At 72.7% G+C, this 19,192-nt stretch carries 15 protein-coding genes; 6 read left to right on the top strand and 9 right to left on the bottom strand.

Translation table 11 applies throughout. The annotated features are described in order from the left end of the window. Window positions 1-18: 18 nt before the first annotated feature. Genes murJ through JOF41_RS30420 form a run of 3 tightly spaced genes read right to left on the bottom strand, consistent with a single transcriptional unit; the run spans window position 19 to window position 4,540 of the window. Complete coding sequence (gene murJ, locus JOF41_RS30430; protein WP_307867574.1) at window positions 19-1,674, bottom strand: murein biosynthesis integral membrane protein MurJ; 1,656 nt, start codon at window positions 1,672-1,674, stop codon at window positions 19-21. A 17-nt stretch (window positions 1,675-1,691) separates the two neighbouring features. Next, entirely contained in the window at window positions 1,692-4,019 is a 2,328-nt protein-coding gene (locus JOF41_RS30425; protein ID WP_209623445.1) for a DUF6049 family protein, read from the bottom strand. Continuing rightward, window positions 4,016-4,540 (bottom strand): NUDIX hydrolase, encoded by a 525-nt coding sequence (locus tag JOF41_RS30420; protein ID WP_189221567.1) that lies wholly within the window; start codon window positions 4,538-4,540, stop codon window positions 4,016-4,018. Before JOF41_RS30420 ends, JOF41_RS30425 begins: the two co-directional genes overlap by 4 nt. Window positions 4,541-4,631: 91 nt before the next feature. Between JOF41_RS30420 and JOF41_RS30415 the strand changes: the two genes are divergently transcribed. Both JOF41_RS30415 and JOF41_RS30410 read left to right on the top strand, forming a co-directional pair. Then, window positions 4,632-6,083, top strand: a complete 1,452-nt coding sequence (locus tag JOF41_RS30415) for a CCA tRNA nucleotidyltransferase (protein WP_307867573.1) — start codon at window positions 4,632-4,634, stop codon at window positions 6,081-6,083. Window positions 6,084-6,170: 87 nt separating this feature from the next. Continuing rightward, complete coding sequence (locus JOF41_RS30410; protein ID WP_189221568.1) at window positions 6,171-6,431, top strand: response regulator transcription factor; 261 nt, start codon at window positions 6,171-6,173, stop codon at window positions 6,429-6,431. A 149-nt stretch (window positions 6,432-6,580) separates the two neighbouring features. Here JOF41_RS30410 and JOF41_RS30405 read toward each other — a convergent pair whose 3' ends face one another. After that, window positions 6,581-7,870 (bottom strand): MFS transporter, encoded by a 1,290-nt coding sequence (locus JOF41_RS30405; RefSeq protein WP_209623444.1) that lies wholly within the window; start codon window positions 7,868-7,870, stop codon window positions 6,581-6,583. 245 nt (window positions 7,871-8,115) lie between these two features. Between JOF41_RS30405 and JOF41_RS30400 the strand changes: the two genes are divergently transcribed. After that, window positions 8,116-8,697 (top strand): YqgE/AlgH family protein, encoded by a 582-nt coding sequence (locus JOF41_RS30400; RefSeq protein WP_189221570.1) that lies wholly within the window; start codon window positions 8,116-8,118, stop codon window positions 8,695-8,697. A gap of 130 nt (window positions 8,698-8,827) precedes the next feature. Here JOF41_RS30400 and JOF41_RS30395 read toward each other — a convergent pair whose 3' ends face one another. Further along, window positions 8,828-9,226 (bottom strand): SdpI family protein, encoded by a 399-nt coding sequence (locus JOF41_RS30395; RefSeq protein WP_229794988.1) that lies wholly within the window; start codon window positions 9,224-9,226, stop codon window positions 8,828-8,830. 233 nt (window positions 9,227-9,459) lie between these two features. Between JOF41_RS30395 and leuS the strand changes: the two genes are divergently transcribed. Beyond that, the gene (gene leuS / locus JOF41_RS30390) at window positions 9,460-12,243 is read left to right on the top strand and encodes a leucine--tRNA ligase (protein ID WP_209623443.1); all 2,784 of its coding nucleotides are present in this window, start codon (window positions 9,460-9,462) and stop codon (window positions 12,241-12,243) included. Here leuS and JOF41_RS30385 read toward each other — a convergent pair. Continuing rightward, complete coding sequence (locus JOF41_RS30385; protein WP_209623442.1) at window positions 12,227-12,712, bottom strand: hypothetical protein; 486 nt, start codon at window positions 12,710-12,712, stop codon at window positions 12,227-12,229. The genes leuS and JOF41_RS30385 overlap by 17 nt on opposite strands. A gap of 187 nt (window positions 12,713-12,899) precedes the next feature. Next, window positions 12,900-13,559: a hypothetical protein gene (locus tag JOF41_RS30380; RefSeq protein ID WP_209623441.1), complete on the bottom strand. Its 660-nt coding sequence runs from the start codon at window positions 13,557-13,559 to the stop codon at window positions 12,900-12,902. 236 nt (window positions 13,560-13,795) lie between these two features. On the opposite strand from JOF41_RS30380, the gene JOF41_RS30375 reads away from it, so the two are divergent. Further along, a complete protein-coding gene (locus JOF41_RS30375) occupies window positions 13,796-14,194 on the top strand; it encodes a hypothetical protein (RefSeq protein WP_189221577.1) in 399 nt (132 codons plus the stop codon). Here JOF41_RS30375 and JOF41_RS30370 read toward each other — a convergent pair. Further along, window positions 14,184-14,915, bottom strand: coding sequence for a TetR/AcrR family transcriptional regulator (locus JOF41_RS30370; RefSeq protein WP_189221578.1), 732 nt, complete (start codon window positions 14,913-14,915; stop codon window positions 14,184-14,186). The genes JOF41_RS30375 and JOF41_RS30370 overlap by 11 nt on opposite strands. 121 nt (window positions 14,916-15,036) lie before the next feature. Between JOF41_RS30370 and JOF41_RS30365 the strand changes: the two genes are divergently transcribed. Then, a complete protein-coding gene (locus JOF41_RS30365) occupies window positions 15,037-17,139 on the top strand; it encodes an MMPL family transporter (RefSeq protein ID WP_209623440.1) in 2,103 nt (700 codons plus the stop codon). Window positions 17,140-17,334: 195 nt separating this feature from the next. Here the strand turns inward: JOF41_RS30365 and JOF41_RS30360 are convergent, their stop codons facing one another. Further along, window positions 17,335-19,152: a DUF2339 domain-containing protein gene (locus tag JOF41_RS30360; RefSeq protein WP_209623439.1), complete on the bottom strand. Its 1,818-nt coding sequence runs from the start codon at window positions 19,150-19,152 to the stop codon at window positions 17,335-17,337. Between the last annotated feature and the right edge of the window lie 40 nt (window positions 19,153-19,192).

Here is a 19,192-nt window from a genome sequence, read left to right as displayed (position 1 = left end):
GGGCCCAGCGGACCGCGTTCACCGACGCCTCACCAGGCGGAGCACCTTGTCCAGCGCGGGGGTCACCTCGGGCACCCGGAACAGCGCCAGGAGCGCGAAGCTCAGCGGCAGGCCCACCGCGGTCTGCACCACGACCTCCACCCACGCCTTGGCCACCGGGGCCTCCAGCCCCAGCACCCGCACCAGCAGCCAGGCCAGCCCGGTCGCCGCCGCGAACGCGATGGCCGAGGCGACGACGGTCAGGCACACCGTCCACGCGGTGTACCCCGTGCGCAGCCTGCCCAACCTGATCCGCAGCCACAGCTGCCCGACCAGGGCGCCGACCACGAAGCTCAGCGACATCGCGATCGACACGCCCACCGCGAGCTTGTCCGGCGGGGAGATCTCCAGGAACACGTAGAGCAGGGCGATCCGCACCGCCACGATGACGGCCTGGATGAGCGTGGGCGTGCGGGCGTCCTTGAGCGCGTAGAACACGCGCAGCTGCAGCAGCGTGATCGCGTAGGGCACCAGGCCGAACGCGGACAGCGCCAGCGCCGCGCCCATCCGCTCGCCGCCCTCCAGCCCGGAGGCGCCGTGCGAGAACACCGCGATGCCGATGGCCACGCCGGACACCGTCAGCAGCGCGCTGAACGGCATCAGCAGGATCGACGACATCCGGTTGCCCAGCGACAGGTCGCCGACCAGGGCGTCGACGTCGTTGGCCGCCGCGGCCCGGCTCATCTTCGGCATCAGCGCGGTCAGCAGCGACACGCCCAGCACGCCGTAGGGCACCTGGGCGACCAGCCACTGGTAGTTGTAGGCGGTCAGCGCGCCCTCGCCGTTGAGCGCGACGCGGGTCAGCACGATCATGCTGACGAACCCGAGCGCCACGTACAGCAGCACCCAGAAGGCCAGCCCGCCGAACTCGGCCAGCCTGCGGTCCCAGCCCCACCGCCAGCGGAACCGGATGCCGGAGCGGCGCATCGCGGGCAGCATCACGGTGGCCTGCACGGCCACGCCCAGCATCGTGCCGATGCCCAGGACCAGCAGCTTCGGCTCGCCCATCCGCACCGGGTCGAGGCTGATCTCGCCGGGCACCAGCCAGTACACGCCCAGCGTGAGGATGACCACCACGTTGTTGAGCACCGGCGCCCAGGTGGGCAGGCCGAACACGCCCTTGGTGTTGAGGATCGCGCCCAGCAGCGCGGACAGGCCGTAGAACACGATGCCCGGCAGCACCAGGTAGGCGAACGCGGTGACCAGCGCCGGGTTGGCCTGGTCCGCGTCGCCGGTGAACAGGCCGGTCAGCAGCGGCGCGCACAGCACCGCCACGACCGTGCCCGCGCCCAGCAGCACCGCCGACATGGTGATCAGCCACTGCGCGTAGGACTCGCCGCCGTCGCCGTCCTCCTTCTCGGCGCGCACCAGCAGCGGGATCGCCACGCTGGTCAGCACGCCGCCCAGGAGCAGCTCGTTGATCATCGTGGGCAGCGTGGTGGCGGCCTGGTAGGAGTCGTTGAGCGTGCCCGAGCCGATGATGGTGATCAGCAGCAGCTTGGACAGCAGCCCGGAGACCCGGCTGACGATGGTGGCGATGGCCATCGAGCCGCTGGCGCGGGCCAGCGACTGGGGTTTCGGCTGCGCCCCGCCGGTCGCCGGGGTGCTCCCCAGGCCGGTCACGGGTGTGGTCACTTGGGTGGTCGCGTCGCTCAACTCGTGCTCGACTTCTCCGGCGCGGGGGCGGCGGTCTCCTCGGCGGGGCTGTGGAGGGGTTCGGGGGCGGGGTCCTCGGCCAGGTCGTTCCGCTGGGCGGGCGCGGCCGCGGCCTCCGCCGCCTTGGCCGCGCGCACGCGGCGGTAGATCCGCCGCGCCGACAGCAGCACCAGCAGCGCGCCCGCCAGAGCGGTGATGACCACGGTTATGGTCCCGTACGCGGAGGATGAAACCTCCAACCGGGCCCGATCGCCCAATTCGACGCCCGAGGGCGTGGCGAGCTTCACGTGCACGCTGAAGCGGCCCGACCGCAGCACCTCCACCGGCACGCTGATCAACCGGTCGCCGCGCGCGGGCAGCACCTGGTCGGCCAGCTGCTTGACCTCGATGCCGGGGGTGTCCTCCACCACGATGCGCACGGTGACCCGCACGTCCAGCCGGTTCTTGACGGTCACCGGGATGGGGCTGTCGCCGGAGCCGAGCAGGATCGGGCTGCCCGGCTCGGTCACCGTGACCTGGCTGCGCAGCCCGTCGATGCGGTCGCGGGCCAGCGCCAGCGCCGCGCGCGCGCCCTGCGCGTCGCCGCGCCACGCGCCGGACACCGCGCGCAGCAGCCCCAGCCGCAGCGGGTCGACCAGGTCCTCGGGCGCGGCCGAACCGGCGTCCTCCTGGCTCATCGCGCCCGCCACGTCCTGCAGCTCCAGCCACGACTGGCCCACCGACGCGACCACCTCGGGGGTGACCTCCCGCGCGCCCGCCTCCACCGGGTAGCTCAGCGCCGCGGTCTGCTCCGGGGGCGTGCCGCCGACCAGGCCCTCCAGCCCGGTCGGGGCGGCGAACTGGCCCGCCACCAGCGCCTCGGCCGTCTCCAGGAACGCGCCGACCTCGCCGGTCGGGGCGTTCCAGCGGCGCGGCGGGGCGATCACCACGTTCTGCCCGGTGCCCTGGAAGGCCGCCCGGTAGGTCAGCGCTGCCAGCGCGTTCTGCACCGACACCGGCAGCGCCTCGGTCGGCGTGGCCACCCCGCCCAGCACCTGGGCGGGCGAACCGCCGTGCAGCGCGTCGGAGACCATCGCGTCGATGCGCACCGCGGTCACCGCGCGGTCGCCGCCGACCAGCACCGGGCCCGCGCCCGGCGTGCCCGCCACCGCGGACTGGTCGAGCACCAGCGAGGTCACCCCGTGAGCGGTCAGGTCGGCCAGCGTGCCCTGGTCGACCACGCCGTCCTCGGGCCACACCAGCTTCGGCAGCGGCTGCACCTCCAGCAGCTCCTGCACGAGCCCGGCGCCCGCGACGGCCAGCCCGCCCAGGTCGCCCCGGCCCGCGCGGGACAGCGCGACCAGGTCGGCGTCCGCGTCCGGCAGCGCCACCACGCAGCGGCCCGCGACCAGCCTGCGCAGCAGGTCCAGCCACAGCTCGGCGTCGCGCTGGCCCGCGCCCGCGCCCCGCCCGCGCACCTGGTAGCCCTCGGTCATCGCGGCCACGGTGCGCAGCAGGTCCGGGTCCACCGCCACGCACACGGCGGGCGCCAGCGGGCTGTCCAGCGCCGCCTCGTAGCCCTTGAGCAGGCCGTAGAGCCTGCCGCCCAGGGCCAGCGAGGACGCCAGCTCGTCGTCGACCAGCTCGGTGCCGCCCCCGGCGGCCACCTGGACCAGCTTCGGCTCGTCGGCCAGCGGCCACAGCAGGGTCAGCTTGGCCTGGTTGCCGGAGGGGCCCTGGACCGCGCCGCCGGGCACCGACAGCACCGGCAGCAGCGTGCTCAGCGCGGCCAGCCGGGCCCGGCCGCCGTACTCGGGCACGCCGTTGATGTTGGCCAGGATCGGGTAGATGCCCGGCTGCTCGATCTCCAGCGACGACCGCTCGCCGCCGCGCAGCGGCACGGTGAGGCTGAACGGCGCGCTCTGGCCCTGCGGCAGCTCCTCCACGATCCGGGTGAACTGCGGCTGCACCACCTCGGCGTCGGCGGGCTCGCGCAGCGCGGAGCGCACCTGCTCCTCGGTGCGCAGCGCGTCGCCGCGCTCCAGCCGCAGCTCGATGTCGGTGACGTCGCGGTCGCCGACGTTGACCACCTTGCCCCGCACGGTGACCGAGGCGGGGCCGTCGGAGGTGATCACCCTGGGGGTGAGCTCCTCCACGTCCAGCCGCAGCAGCTGCTGCGGCTGCTGGCCGGGCTGGCTGGACAGCGCCCTGGTCGCCCAGATCTGGGTGGCGGGCGCGGGCTTGATCGGCAGTCGCCCGCCGTCGGCGGGCGTCGCGGGCGCGCTGGCCGCCCCCGCGACGAGCAGGGTCGAAGCCGCCGCGAGCGCGGCCAGCAGCCGTTTCACGCCGACTCCGCTCCATCCAGGTCCAGGCCGAACTCGGCGAGCAGTTCGGCGGCTCGGCGCACCAGTCGGCGCTCGTCCGCGTAGGCGAGCCGCTCGTCCAGTTCGCCAAGGGGCACCCACGCCACCTCGGTGACCTCCACGTCTTCGTCGGAAAGCTCGCCGCCCAGCGCTTCGAGGATGAAGTGGTGGACGGTCTTGTGCACCCTGCGGTCCTCGGCGACGAACCAGTAGTCGATCGAGCCGAGCGGGCGCAGGACCCTGCTATGAATACCGGTCTCCTCGGCGACCTCGCGCACCGCGGTCTGCTCGGCCGTCTCACCAGCCTCGATGTGGCCCTTGGGCAGCGACCACAACAACCGGCCCCGCCGGTCCAGCCGCCCGATGAGCGCCGCGGCGCGGCGCACCGGGTCCAGCACCAGGCCGCCCGCCGAGGTCTCGTCCACGGTCTTGAGCCGACGGCCCCGGCGCCGGTTCCGGCGCCTCGGCTTGGGAGCGCCGGAGCGACCGGACGACTGGGGCATGGTCCTGATGGTAGTGCGGCAGGCGGACGCGGGCGGCCACGTGATCAATCCGGTCGGTGACCGACCGGCGCGCCCTATACCCTGGCTCCCCGTGTCTGGGTCCAACCTGTCCGCCACGCAGGAGAACGCCGTGGTCGAGTTGCTGAGCGCCTTCCCCGTGGCCGACGAGCTGGCCGACCGCTTCGCCGCGGCCGGGCACCGCCTGTACCTGGTCGGGGGCAGCGTCCGGGACGCGCTGCTCGGCAGACTGGCCGGTGACCTGGACTTCACCACCGACGCCCGGCCGCCGCAGATCCTGCGGCTGCTGTCGGGGTGGGCGGACGCGGTGTGGGACACCGGCATCGCGTTCGGCACGGTCGGCGCGACCAAGCGCGGGCAGACCGTGGAGATCACCACCTTCCGCGCGGACGACTACGACGGGGTGACCCGCAACCCCGAGGTGACCTTCGGCGACACCGTCGAGGGTGACCTGGTGCGGCGCGACTTCACCGTCAACGCGATGGCGTTCGACCTGGTGCAGCGGGTGCTGGTGGACCCGACCGGTGGCCGTGCGGCGCTGGCGGCGGGGGTGCTGGACACGCCCGCCACCCCCGCGCAGTCCTTCGGCGACGACCCGCTGCGGATGCTGCGCGCCACCCGGTTCGTCTCCCAGCTGGGCCTGCGGCCCGCGCCCAGGGTCGTCGAGGCGATGACCGCGATGGCGGGCGAGCTGGAGCGGATCACCCCGGAGCGGGTGCAGGCCGAGCTGTCCAAGCTGCTGTGCGGGGAGCACCCGAGGGCGGGCGTCGAGCTGATGGTGAGCACCGGGCTGGCCGACGTGGTACTGCCCGAGCTGCCCGCGATGAAGCTGGAGATCGACGAGCACCACCAGCACAAGGACGTGTTCCACCACTCGCTGGTGGTGCTGGAGCAGGCGATCGACCTGGAGGACCGGGAGTCCTCGCCGGACCTGGTGCTGCGGCTGGCCGCGCTGCTGCACGACGTGGGCAAGCCGGAGACCCGGCGCTTCGAGCCGGGCGGCGGGGTCTCGTTCCACCATCACGAGGTGGTCGGCGCGAAGCTGGTGCGCAAGCGCTTGCGCGCGCTGCGGTACGCCAAGGACGTGGTCGAGGATGTCAGCCAGCTCGTGTACCTGCACCTGCGGTTCCACGGCTACGGCACGGGCGAGTGGACGGACTCGGCGGTGCGCCGGTACGCCACCGACGCCGGACCGCTGCTGAGCAGGCTGCACAAGCTGGTGCGGGCCGACTGCACCACCCGCAACAAGCGCAAGGCCAACGCGCTGCAGCGCACCTACGACGACCTGGAGCGCCGCATCGAGCGGCTGGCCGCCGAGGAGGACCTCAAGCGCGTGCGGCCGGACCTGGACGGCAACGAGATCATGCGGCTGCTCGGCCTGCCGCCCGGCCCGCAGGTGGGCAAGGCGTGGAAGTTCCTCAAGGAGCTGCGGCTGGACCGCGGCCCCCTCGACTACGACGAGGCGGTGGCCGAGCTGCTGGCCTGGGCCAGGTCGGAGGGAATCGAGCCGCCGACTACCCATTAGTACTCATTCCGGCGAAACATTGGCCAAGTGACAGCCCGTTGCGAGACCATGACTGTGCGCTTCGACAAGCACACTGGGGGTGGTGTCGTGAACGCTTGGGGATTGTCCACCGGGGGAGCCGCTCAGGCGCAGGACTTGGCGGTGCTCAACGAACAGCAGCGCGCGGTGCTCAGGTGCCTGGCCAGGGGGTTGGCCGACCACGAGATCGCGAGGGTGCTGGCCATCAGCGTCCGCCAGGTCGGGTACGAGGTCGCGGAGATCCTGCGGGCGCTGAACCTGCGGGACCGGATCGCCGCCGTGGTCTTCGCGCACGAGGCGGGCATGATCAAACTGCCGCTGCCGCGTTGAACTGCCGCTGCTCCGCAGACGGCGGCTCGGCCGCCCGGAAGTCGGCCCATCGGCACGCGTTTCGCGGAAAATCGAAGAGCGTGATTTTCCGCGAAAGGCATCCCGACAGGCCGACGCGGCCTCGCGTGGGGGTGGGTGCCTCGTGTGGGTTACCTGCGGTTGAGGATCAGGAGGTAGCAGACCACGCCGAGCAGGTAGACCGCCGCCGCGGTCAGGACCAGGCCGGGTGACCGGCCGTCCGCGGGCACGAAGGCCGCGGCGGCGGACACGGCGGCCACCTGGGTGACGTTGAACAGCGTGTCGTACAGGGCGAAGACCCGGCCGCGAACCCCGTCGCCGACATCGCCCTGCACGGCCGCGTCCGCGCACAGCTTCACCACCTGGCCCGCGAAGGTCAGCGGGAACGCCGCCACCAGCACGGTCGGCAGCAGCATCGGCAGGCCAAGGCCCAGCTGCGTGGCGGCGGCCAGCGCCAGCGCGCCCACCACCGCGCCGCGCCTGCCCAGCAGGTCGACCAGGCGGTCGGTGACCAGCCCGGCCAGCAGGATGCCAGCGCCGCCGGACACCGCCACCTCGCCCAACCCGGCCAAGCCCGCCTTGAACGGGCCCGCGTCGGTGAACGAGTGGCGCATCAGCAGCAGCGTGACCAGCAGGGACGCCGCGAACGCGGCGCGGTGGGCGAGCAGCGCCACCAGCGTGGCGGCCACGCGGGGAGCGCGCCAGGCGGCCCGCGCGCCGTCCAGCAGACCCAGCGCCACGGCGATCACCGTGCGACTGGGCTCGTCCACCTCGTCCGGCCCCAGCGCGCCCGCCGCGAACCGCGCCGCCAGCGCGGCGGCCAGCAGCGAGCCGACCACGGCGCACGCGGTGGTCCACGACGACCCGCCGTCGCCCTCGCCGAACAGCTCCCGCAACCCGACCGCGCAGCCCGCGCCCGCCACCGAGGTCAGCGCGCCCAGCGTGGTGACGAACGCGTTGGCCTCGACGAGGTGGTCCTCCGCCACGACGTGCGGCAGCGACGCCGACAACCCGCACGCGGCGAACCGGCTCACCCCGGTGACGGCCAGCGCGGCGGCGTAGAGCGGGAGACCCGCCATGCCCAGCCCGACGGCCGCGGCGGTCAGCAGGACGAACCCCGCACGGGTGAGGTTCGCCACCACCAGCACCCGCCTGCGATCCCACCGGTCCAGCAGCGCCCCGGCGAACGGTCCCACCACCGAGTAGGGCAGCAGCAGCACGGCGAAGCCCGCCGCGATGGCCGCCGGGTCGGCGTGCCGCTCGGGGTTGAACAGCACCGCCCCGGCCAGGCCCGCCTGGAACAGGCCGTCACCCCACTGGGCCGCCAACCGCGAGGCCAGCAGCCCGCGGAAGTCGGCCCCGGCCAGCAGCTTCCGGACCCCCAGGTGGTGCCGTACCGGGGTGGTGCCGGCGCTTGTCACCCTCCGAGGGTATGCCCGGTTCGGACGGTGCAGAGGGCGAAGGCCGGACCCCGGTGGGGGTCCGGCCTCCGCTGGTCGGATGCCCGGTCGCCTCTCGGCGCCATGCGCCGCGCGGCTCCAGCCGGACGGTATTCCGCGCGGGCGGTTTCTAGTGAGCCCGGGGGACACGAAGCACCCGACCACCTGTGCAACGACCGGGCTACCTCGGTTGTTCCACGCGGGGTGTGCCGAGTTCTTCTGAGATCATGGAGGGCGTGCGACCAGATGCCGAAGTCGAACCGGGTTCCCTGCTGGTTGCGGCACCGAGCCTGACCGACTCGAACTTCCGCCGCACGGTGGTCTACGTCATCGACCACCGGGGGGCGGGCACCCTGGGCGTGGTGCTCAACCGGCCCAGCGAGGTCGCCGTGCACGACGTGCTGCCCAACTGGGGACCGCACGTGACCCGGCCGCAGGCGGTCTACATCGGCGGACCGGTGGAGCAGAAGACCGCGCTGTGCCTGGCCGCGCTGCGCACCGGCGAGGACCACACCCGGCTGGACGGGGTGGTCGGCGTGCACGGGCCGGTGGCGCTGGTCGACCTGGACGGCGACCCGGAGGAGCTGCTGCCCAAGGTGCGCGGGCTGCGGGTGTTCGCGGGCTACGCGGGGTGGAGCGAGGGCCAGCTGGCGGGCGAGATCGAGCGCGAGGACTGGATCGTGGTGCCCGGCCTGCCCGACGACGTGCTCGCCCCGGCCAACGTGGACCTGTGGGGCCGCGTGCTGCGCAGGCAGGGGATGCCCACCGCGCTGCTGGCCACCTTCCCCTCCGACGTCAAGCGCAACTGACCAAGGCGTCGGCAAGTACTACCCGAGGGCCGCTTCAGGGCCGGTAACTACTACCCGTGGTACGCGAGCACGCGCCTCGGGTAGTAGTTACCGGCCCCGGGACGAGGCTCGGGTAGTACTTGCAGGCGGGTCAGGCGCGGCTGAGGACGCCGCAGGCGCCCGCGCAGGCGCACGTCGAGCAGCCCGACTTCTCCGGCTCGGGCAGCGCCTCGGCGGCGCGGTGCCCCTGCACCCCGCCCGCCACCGCGATGGCCACCGCGCCGACCAGGCCGACCAGGCCCACCACCACGGCGGTCGCCGGGTTGACCAGCACGGCCGCGCCCGCCAGCAGCGCGACCAGGCCCGCCACCAGGTTCGGCACCCCGGCCACCCGGTTGGCCAGCGCGAAGGTCTCGTCGTCGCGCAGCGACGCGGCGGTGCGCACCCCGACGAAGCGGTTGCGCCGCAGCTGGCCGCGCACGCCCAGGACGCCGATCGCCACGAGCGCGACGCCCACCAGCACCAGCACCACAAGCAGCACGATGTTCACGTTGACGAGGGTAGGCGCGGCCGGGCTGTGACGTGGCACCAGCCCCCGTGGCGGTTCACCCGGTGACCGGCGTTTGCGCCGCGCTGCTACCGTGGACGCCATGAGCACGGCTCGCCTGCTCCTTATGTAGCCGCGCGGACCTCGTCACGAAGGTCGGCGCGGCAACCCCTCACGCCCCACGGGCTGGGGGGTTTCGTCATGTCAGGGGCAGGATCGATGGAGAGGGACTCCCGATGAGCACCGAAGCGGCGGCCGAGACGCCCGCCTTCCGCTACACCGCCGAGCTGGCGGGCGAGATCGAGCAGCGGTGGCAGCAGCGCTGGGAGGAGCGCGGCACGTTCCACGCGCCCAACCCGGTCGGCCCGCTCCAGGGCGACGTGCCCGCGGACAAGCTGTTCGTGCAGGACATGTTCCCCTACCCGTCCGGCGCGGGCCTGCACGTCGGGCACCCGCTGGGGTTCATCGGCACCGACGTCTACGCCCGGTACCACCGGATGAACGGGCGCAACGTGCTGCACACGATGGGCTTCGACGCCTTCGGCCTGCCCGCCGAGCAGTACGCCGTGCAGACCGGCCAGCACCCCCGCAAGACCACCGAGGACAACATCCAGACCTACCTGCGGCAGATCCGCAGGCTGGGCCTGGGCCACGACGAGCGGCGCCGGATCTCCACCATCGACCCGGACTACTACAAGTGGACCCAGTGGATCTTCCTGCAGATCTTCAACTCCTGGTACGACCGGGAAGCCCGCCGCGCCCGGCCGATCGCCGAGCTGGAGCGGCAGTTCGCCTCGGGTGAGCGGGCCACCCCCGACGGGCGGCCGTGGGCCGAGCTGACCGGCGCCGAGCGGCAGAAGGTGCTGGGCGGGTACCGGCTGGCCTACCTGTCCGAGGCGCCGGTCAACTGGTGCCCCGGCCTGGGCACGGTGCTGGCCAACGAGGAGGTCACCGCCGACGGCCGCAGCGAGCGCGGCAACTTCCCGGTGTTCCGGCGCAACCTGCGCCAGTGGATGATGCGGATCACCGCCTACGCCGACCGGCTGGTCGACGACCTGGACCGGCTGGACTGGCCGGAGAAGGTCAAGTCCATGCAGCGCAACTGGATCGGCCGCTCGCACGGCGCCCGCGTCCGGTTCGACGTGGGCGGCCGGGACGTCGAGGTCTTCACCACCCGCCCGGACACCCTGTTCGGGGCCACCTACCTGGTGCTGGCCCCCGAGCACCCGCTGGTGGACGAGATCGTCGCGCCCGAGCGGGCCGAGGCCATCGCCGCCTACCGCCGCGAGGTCTCCCGCAAGTCCGACCTGGACCGGCAGGAGAACAAGGACAAGACCGGCGTCTTCACCGGCGCGCACGCGGTCAACCCGGTCAACGGCCGGGAGATCCCGGTCTACGTGGCCGACTACGTGCTGATGGGCTACGGCACCGGCGCGATCATGGCGGTGCCCGGCCAGGACCAGCGCGACTGGGACTTCGCGGTCAAGTTCGACCTGCCGATCATCCGCACCGTGCGGCCGCCGGAGGACTTCGACGGCGAGGCGTACACCGGCACCGGACCGGCCATCAACAGCGGTTTCCTGGACGGCCTCGAGGTCGACGAGGCCAAGCGGACGATCATCGCCTGGCTGGAGGAGCACGGCCGGGGCGAGGGCACCGTGCAGTACAAGCTGCGCGACTGGCTGTTCTCCCGGCAGCGCTACTGGGGCGAGCCGTTCCCCATCGTCTACGACGAGGACGGCACGCCGATCGCGCTGCCCGAGTCGGCGCTGCCGGTCGAGCTGCCCGACGTGGACGACTACTCGCCGCGCACCTTCGACCCGGAGGACGCCAACTCCGAGCCGTCGCCGCCGCTGTCCCGCGCGGGCGACTGGGTCGAGGTCGAGCTGGACCTGGGCGACGGCCGCAAGAAGTACCGGCGCGAGACCAACACCATGCCCAACTGGGCCGGCTCGTGCTGGTACCAGCTGCGCTACGTGGACCCGACCGAGCCGGACCGGTTCGTCAACGCCGACAACGAGCGGTACTGGCTGGGCCCGCGCACGCAGGACCACGGCGCGGACGACCCCGGCGGCGTCGACCTGTACATCGGTGGCGTCGAGCACGCGGTGCTGCACCTGCTGTACGCGCGGTTCTGGCAGAAGGTGCTGTTCGACCTGGGCCACGTGTCCGGTGACGAGCCGTACCGCAGGCTGTACAACCAGGGCTACATCGAGGCCTACGCCTACACCGACGCGCGCGGCGCCTACGTGCCCGCCGAGCAGGTGGAGGAGCGTGACGGCAAGTACTTCTTCGACGGCGAAGAGGTGCGGCGCGAGTACGGCAAGATGGGCAAGAGCCTGAAGAACGTCGTCACGCCGGACGAGATGTGCGCCAACTACGGCGCCGACACCTTCCGCGTGTACGAGATGTCGATGGGCCCCATGGACGTCTCGCGGCCGTGGGCGACCAAGGACGTCGTGGGCGCGCAGCGGTTCCTGCAGCGGCTGTGGCGCAACCTGGTCGACGAGACCACCGGCGAGTCGCGCGTCACCGACGAGCAGCCGTCGGAGGAGGCGCTGCGCCTGCTGCACAAGACGATCGCGGGCGTGCACGAGGACTACGCCAACCTGCGCTACAACACCGCGGTCGCCAAGCTGATCGAGCTGAACAACCACGTGACCAAGCACTTCAGCGCGGTCGGCGCGCCGCGCGCGCTGGCCGAGCCGATGGTGTCGATGCTGGCCCCGCTGGCCCCGCACGTGGCCGAGGAGCTGTGGGCCAAGCTGGGCCACGGCACCTCGCTGGCGCACGGCCCGTTCCCCACCGCCGACGAGAAGTACCTGGTCGAGGACACCCTGGAGTACCCGATCCAGGTCAACGGCAAGGTCAAGGCCCGCGTGGTGGTGCCCGCGTCGGCGACCAAGGAGGAGGTCGAGGCGGCGGCGCTGGCCGAGGAGAAGGTGGCCGAGCTGCTGGGCGGCGGCACGCCGCGCAAGGTCATCGTGGTGCCCGGCCGCCTGGTCAACGTGGTGCTGTGAACGTCCGCCGGGGTGGGCCCGAGCCCACCCCGGCGGGTGTCCCGCCGGCGATCATCTCGCGGAACGCGGCGAACCCGGCGCTGGACACGGTGCCGTAGGCGCCTCCGCTCACCGCGACGACTTGGATCGTCACGTTGTCCCGTGCGCCCATGTCCAGTTGTTGCTTCGCGCGCCTCTCGGCCGCTGCCCGGTTCTCCCAGCCCTTACGACGCCGCGCGTTGAACTCCAGAGCGGCTTCGGCGATGGCCGAGGCGTACGCGCCGATTTGGAGCAGTCCTGGAATCGCGATGTAAGCGATGATTCGCTCGCGTTTCGCCAGTCCTTCCTCACGGCAGAAGGCGACGTACTTCGTGGGCAGGTCGGGCGCGTGTTCGGTTCGCGCGGCGGGTTTCCTCACGGCATCCCACAGCCGTTCGGCCTTGCGCCGCTCCTCGTCGGTGGCCCCGTAGAGCCTGAGCAGGGCGACCACGCATCGCCTTGCGCAAGGTCCACTCCACCGTCATGCGCGCCACCCTGGCCACTCCGCGTCATCCGATAAACCGCTCGATCGATAAATATCGATGCACACGTGTGGACGGCTACTGTGCGGCAACCAAGAATCCCGAGGAGCGGAGCAATGGAGGACTTCGACGCCAATGACCCGCTGGTCGTCCGGGTCACCTCGTAGGGCGTGGCAGTCCGGCGGCGGCCTCGGCCAGGGCGTCGAGCAGGCCGGCGTCGACGTGGCCGGTCAGCGCTTCGGTCTCGGCGACGGTCATGGTGCTGCCGCTGACCCTCGACCCGTAGTGGGCGGCGGTGAAGCGGATGTCGGCCAAGCCGAGCAGGCCACTGCCCAGCGGCTTGATGTCGCCGCTGCCGTACTCGTCCATGACGTCCCGGAACCGCCGGGTCTGGCTGCCGTTGGCGAAGCCGACCCAGACCACCGAGACCACGGCGGTGTCGCCCGCCCCGTCGCCGACCGCGAAGACCAGGCGGTCCAGCGACCGGCACGGGGTGCGGGCGAGGAACTCGCGCACCCGGCCCCACGAGCTGGTCAGGCACTCCGCGTCCTGCCTGGCGAACCGCCTGGTGACCTTCAGGCCGAGGCGGCTCACGGCGCGGTCGGCGGCGCTGTCGGCGTCGTGCGCGGACTTCCGGTTGTCGGCCTTGCTGTTGCTGTTCGTCCGAGGGGTCAACTCGCCGAGCTGGCTCAGCACCGCGTCGCCACCGACGCCCGCCGCCGCGGCGAGCGCGACCACGACTCCGGCGAGCACCGCTCCGCCTCCGGTCCCGCCCTTGTCCGAGCCGCCGCCAGGACCGCCGATCCTGCGTCCCATTCCCGCCCCCGATCCCGTGTTGTGTGTTCATGCAACAAGATGCGGATCGGCCGTACAGCGAATAATTGCGGACAACCGCGCCCGGATCGGGTGACCGGTTCCGATGCGTTCGCGCAACGCTTTTCAGTTTTACCCCGACTTCGCTTCGCGAAGCGATTGATCATCACCCGTCGGGACAGTGCGGAGTGCGCTATCCGCGCAATACAGTGCACCGGGTGGAGCGAGATGAAGTGGTCGTGTTCGCACTGGTGAGCAAGGTGGCCAGTGATTGCCGACGGGTCATCGACCGGTTGCTGGACGAGAAGAACCCGCGCAGCACCACGGACTACACCCAACCGCTCACCGCCTGGATGCGCGACCTGGGCCTGCTCATGGCGCACAGCGGCGCCGAACTCGTGGCCTGGGCCGATGACACCGGTCCGGCGAGCACCGTGGTGGTCCCGGCTCCGCCGGAGGTGCCGAGGCTTTTCGCGATCGTGCAGGACGCCGCGGTCGTCGCCTGGGGGCTGCAGTTCGCCGAATCGGCTCACGTGGTCGCCGGCGGTCACCAGTTGTCCACGCGCAGCGCGGAAACGGCGCTGCGTTACTTCGACGACGGTGAAACCGATCCCGCCGTGGTCTGGATCAAGCGGTGACGCCCATTTCGCCGATCATCTGGGTCAGCATGAGGTCGAACATCGGTTCGGGATTGGACACCGCGAACGGGAACCGCCCGAAGACCTCCAGGGCCACGTGCCCGTACAGCCGCACCCAGGATTGCAGGATGTGGTGGATAGCCCCCAGGTGCAGCACCGACTCGTCCACCCGGCCGCCCTTGTCGGCCACCGCGGCGATGAGGATCTGCTGGTAGTAGCGCAGGTCGTCGTGCAGCTCGGCGGGCACGTCGGCGGCGTGCGGGGCCGGGGCAGGGTCGCTGGCCACCAGCTTCGCCGCGACTTCGAGGAACACGCGGCCGAACTGCTCGTCCACCCGGCCGCCGCCCGCCGCGCAGGGCACCGTGGTGTCGGTGGAGGCGAACACCAGCGCGAACTCCTGCGGGTGCGCCAGCGCCCACCGGCGGAACTCCCGGCACACGGCGAACACCTGGGCGGGGGCGGGCGCGTCGGGCAGCTCGGTCAGCGCGGCGGACAGCTCGGCGTCGAGGTCCCGGCAGATGTCCTCGCACAGGTGGTTGAGCAGGTCCTCGCGGGAGTCGTAGTACCGGTACAGGGCGGGGGCGGTGATGCCGAGCTCACGGGCGATCGCACGTAGCGTCACCGCGTCGCGCCCGTGTGCCACGAGCAGGGCGCGTGCTTGTCGCCTGATGTCGCGCTCGGTCTCCGCGCGGACTTTCTCCCGGCGCGTGGCCTCGGTCATATTCACCCCTTCGTGTTGTCGGCGGTGCTCCCCGTAGGTACCTTCGGCGCGAACTTAGTGAACGGTGTTTACCGAGTTGGCGCCGGTCGCGCAACGGTAACCCACCGACCGAGGAGGACGTGTGTTCGCGAAGTGGGGTTCCCTGGCGTATCGCCGCAGATGGGTGGTGCTGATCGCGACCGCCCTGCTGGCGGTGGCGGGCGGCGTGTGGGGCCTCGGCGTCTTCGACAAGCTCAGCCAGGGCGGCTACGAAGCGCCCAGCAGCGAGGCGGCGCGGGCCAACCAGGTCGCCCAGGACGCCTTCGGCCGCCAGGACGGTGACGTCCTCGTCGTCTACGGCACCGGCGACCAGGCCAAGCTCGGGGAGATCACCCAGCGGCTGGGGCAGTTGCCCGACGACGCGGTGCTGCGGGTCGTGCCGCCGGTGCCCGCGCCCGGCGGCGACAAGGCGCTGACCGTGATCACGCTGCGCTCCGGCGACTCGAACGAGCAGATCAAGCAGTACGAGCGGATCGCCGACCAGCTCGACGTGCCCGGCGTGGACGAGCAGGTCGGCGGCCTGGTGCCCACCCAGAAGGCGATCAGCGACATGTCCGCCTCGGACCTGACCAAGGCCGAGGCCGTCTCGCTGCCGATCGTGCTGGTCCTGCTGGTGGCCATCTTCGGCGGGCTGGTCGCCGCCTCGCTGCCGGTGGTGGTCGGCGGCCTGGCGATCATGGGCTCGCTGGGCGTGCTGCACGCCGTCTCCTACGCCGCCGACGTCAACTCCTTCGCGGTCAACGTCGCCAGCCTGCTCGGCCTGGGCATGGCCATCGACTACGGCCTGTTCATGGTCGGCCGGTTCCGCGAGGAGCTGGCCGCCGGGCGCGGCACGGCCGACGCGGTGCTCAGGACCGTCTCCTCGGCGGGCCGCACGGTGGCGTTCTCGGCGACCCTGCTGGTCATCGCGCTGGCCGGGCTGCTGCTGTTCCCGCAGGGCTTCCTCAAGTCGCTCAGCTACGGCGGCATGTCCGCGGTCGCCATCGCCGCGCTGGTCTCGCTGACCCTGCTGCCCGCGCTGCTCGGCGTGCTCGGCCACCGCGTCGACAAGCTGGCCGTGCCGTGGCGCAAGCGCGCCCCCCGCGAGGACGGCTGGCGCAGGCTCGCCGCCCGCGTGATGAAGCGACCGGTGCTGTTCGCGCTGCCGATCGTCGCGGTGCTGGTGGCGCTGGGCGCGCCGTTCCTCGGCGTGAAGTTCGGCGAGGTCACCGAGAAGGTGCTGCCCGAGGGCAACTCCGCGCGCGTGGCCGCCGAGACGGTGAACCGGGACTTCCCCCAGCTGTCCACCAGCGGGCTGAAGATCGTGCTCACCGGCGACCCCGACCCGGCCGAGGTGCAGCGGTTCGCCGCGCGCGTGGGCGAGGTGCCCGGCGTGGGCCAGGCGCAGGTCGCCGCCGAGCCGAAGGACGGCGTGTGGCTGCTCAACGCGGGGCTGGACCAGGACGCGCTCAGCGACGAGTCCAAGCGGGCGCTCAAGGACGTGCGGGCGCTCGACGCCCCCGGTGACGAGCTGCTGGTCGGCGGCAGCACGGCGATGGTCTCCGACGGCCTCGACGCCATCCAGGACCGGCTGCCGCTGATGGTCGGCCTGCTGGTGGGCGCCACGTTCGTGCTGATGTTCCTGGCGTTCGGCTCGATCCTGTTGCCGATCAAGGCCGTGGTGATGAGCGCGCTGAGCCTGTCCGCCACCTTCGGCGTGCTGGTGTGGGTGTTCCAGGAGGGCCACGGCGCGTCGCTGCTGGGCGTGACGCCCGCGCCGCTGGAGTCCGGCATCGTGGTGCTGATGGCGGCCGTGGTGTTCGGCCTGTCCACCGACTACGAGGTCTTCCTGCTCTCCCGCATGGTCGAGGCGCGCGGTCGCGGCGCGTCCACCGAGGAGGCGGTGAGCATCGGCCTTGCCAAGACCGGCCGGGTGATCACCGCCGCCGCGCTGCTGCTGATCGTGGTGACCGGCGCGTTCGCGTTCTCGCAGATCACCATGATGCGGTTCGTCGGCGTCGGCATGATCCTGGCGCTGGCGCTGGACGCCACGGTGGTGCGGATGCTGCTGGTGCCCGCGGTGCTCAAGCTGCTCGACGGCGCGGCCTGGTGGGCGCCCGGCCCGCTGCGCCGCATCCAGCAGCGGGTGGCGATCCACGAAGGCGAGTCCGTGGAGGACGAGCGCGCGCCCGCGACGGTGGGCTGACCGCGCTCGGTGCTGTTCTGCCGCCCGCGACGGCGGAGCGGGCGGCAGGCAGCGGTGCGCCCGGCGCCGGTCGCTCGGGGGGCGAAACGACCGACGCCGGACTCCAGCCGGTGCTCAGCACCGGTGGCCCTGCCCCGACCTACTGAGACTTAACACCAAGGGTGGCGCAGAGGGGGCCGTTTTCGCTCCGGACTGCTACGAATTCGCTGAAATTCGTCGCGTTGCCACCAGCTTGGCGTAACGGGTGCCCGCCGTGAGTAGTACCAGGCCGGCCCCGAGGAACGCCAGCACGCGGGCGAATCCGCTCAGCGCGGCCAGGTCGAACAGCAGCAGCTTCATCACGGCGGCTCCCACCAGCACCAATCCGCAGGCCCGCAGCGCGGGCACGTCGATGCCGCGGACCAGCAGCACCAGGGCGGCCACCGCCCAGGAAATCGTCACGATCGTGTGACCGAAGAGGAAGCCGGTCACCGTCCGCGACACCAGCAGCGTCGAGCACAGCACCACCCCGGCCACCGCGTACAGCCCGACCACGCCGACGCCGATCCAGGCGACCAGCCGGTCGCCGAGGTCGTCCAGCACCCCGACCGCCGTCGCCGCCCACGCCACCACCACCGCGGTCACCAGCAGCACCAGCCCGGCGAGCAGGCCCGCCACCAGGACTTCGGTCGTGGGGGCGGTGAACCGCCACGGCTCCAGCAGCAGGTTCAGCGGCAGCGCGTCGCCCAGCACCAGCACGCCGCCGACCCCGCCCAGCGCCACCGCGCCGACCAGCGGGCCGCGCGAGCGCAGCCGGGTCGCCAGGAACGCCAGCAGCGCCGCCTCGGCCAGCACCGCCGCCGCGCGCGTGCTGCCCTCCAGCGCCGTGGCCGTGGCCTGGAACAGCGCCAGCACGCCGACCCCGCCCGCCGCGGCGGTGAACGCCGAGGGCAGCCTGCCCCGGCCCAACGCCCACACCGCCAGCACCGGCACCGCCGCGCCAGCGGCCACCACGGCCGACTGCGGCCGGTCCAGCAGCACGCTGACCAGCAGCGCGGGCGCCGGGGCGCCGACCAGCAGGCCGATCGCGGTCCGGTCGGCCGGGCGGAACCGGGCGGTGAGCGCCGCGCCCGCCACGCCGACGACGGCGGCCACCAGCGCCACCACGTTGACCGTCCACAGGTCCTCCCCCGGCACCGCCGCCAGGACCGCCACCAGCGGCGGGACACCCGCCACCACCGCCAGCGGCGGCCAGTCGCGCTTGAGGTGCACCGGGGCCGCGGCGACCTTGAGCACCAGCAGGAACGCCACCAGCAGCAGGGTGAAGCCCTCGGTGAGCACCGGCGCGCACACCGCGCAGGCGGCCACCACGCCGATCGCGAACGTCGCCGAGTCCCAGCGCATCGCCAGCAGCAGGCCCGCGCCCGCCACCAGCAGACCCGCCACCAGGCCGCCGACCGGCGGCAGGTAGCCGTAGATCGAGGTGATCGCGACGACGTCCAGGTACAGCACCGCGAACCCGGTCGCGGCCAGGGCGAACGCGCCGGTCCGCGAGGTCGGCGAGCGGTGCAGCCGCACCCCCACCGCGATCAGCGCGACGCCCAGCAGCGCTCCGCCGACCACCCTGGGCACCGGTCCGAGGTAGCCCCGCTGCACGGCCAGGACCAGCAGCATCACCACGCCGAGCGTGGTGATCGCGCCGCCGACCCAGGCCAGCAGCCTGCTGCCCGCGCCGTCCCGGCTCAGCCGCTCGAACAGGCTCGGGGCCGGGGTGCGCGTCGGGGGCGGCCACGGGGAGTCGTGGGACCGCTGCGGGGCCCAGCGCACCTCTGGGGGCGCGGGGGCCGGTTGCCACCCGGCCGCGCGCGGCGGCTCGGGCTCCGGGCGCTGGTCGGCCTCGGCGGGCGCGGGCGCGGCGCTCGCGGCGACCCTGGCGGCGCTTTCCCGGCGCAGCTCCTCGCCCAGTGCGGCGAGGCGGCGGGACATCCGGCCGATCTCGTCGGCCAGGCTGGTGAGCGGGTCCGATCCGGTCATGGGACCAGGGTCGCCGCGCGGAGGCGGTCGCGAATCCGTA

Source organism: Saccharothrix coeruleofusca (genome assembly GCF_017876325.1).
Classification (GTDB): domain Bacteria; phylum Actinomycetota; class Actinomycetes; order Mycobacteriales; family Pseudonocardiaceae; genus Actinosynnema; species Actinosynnema coeruleofuscum.
This window is presented reverse-complemented; position numbering and strand designations above follow the sequence as displayed.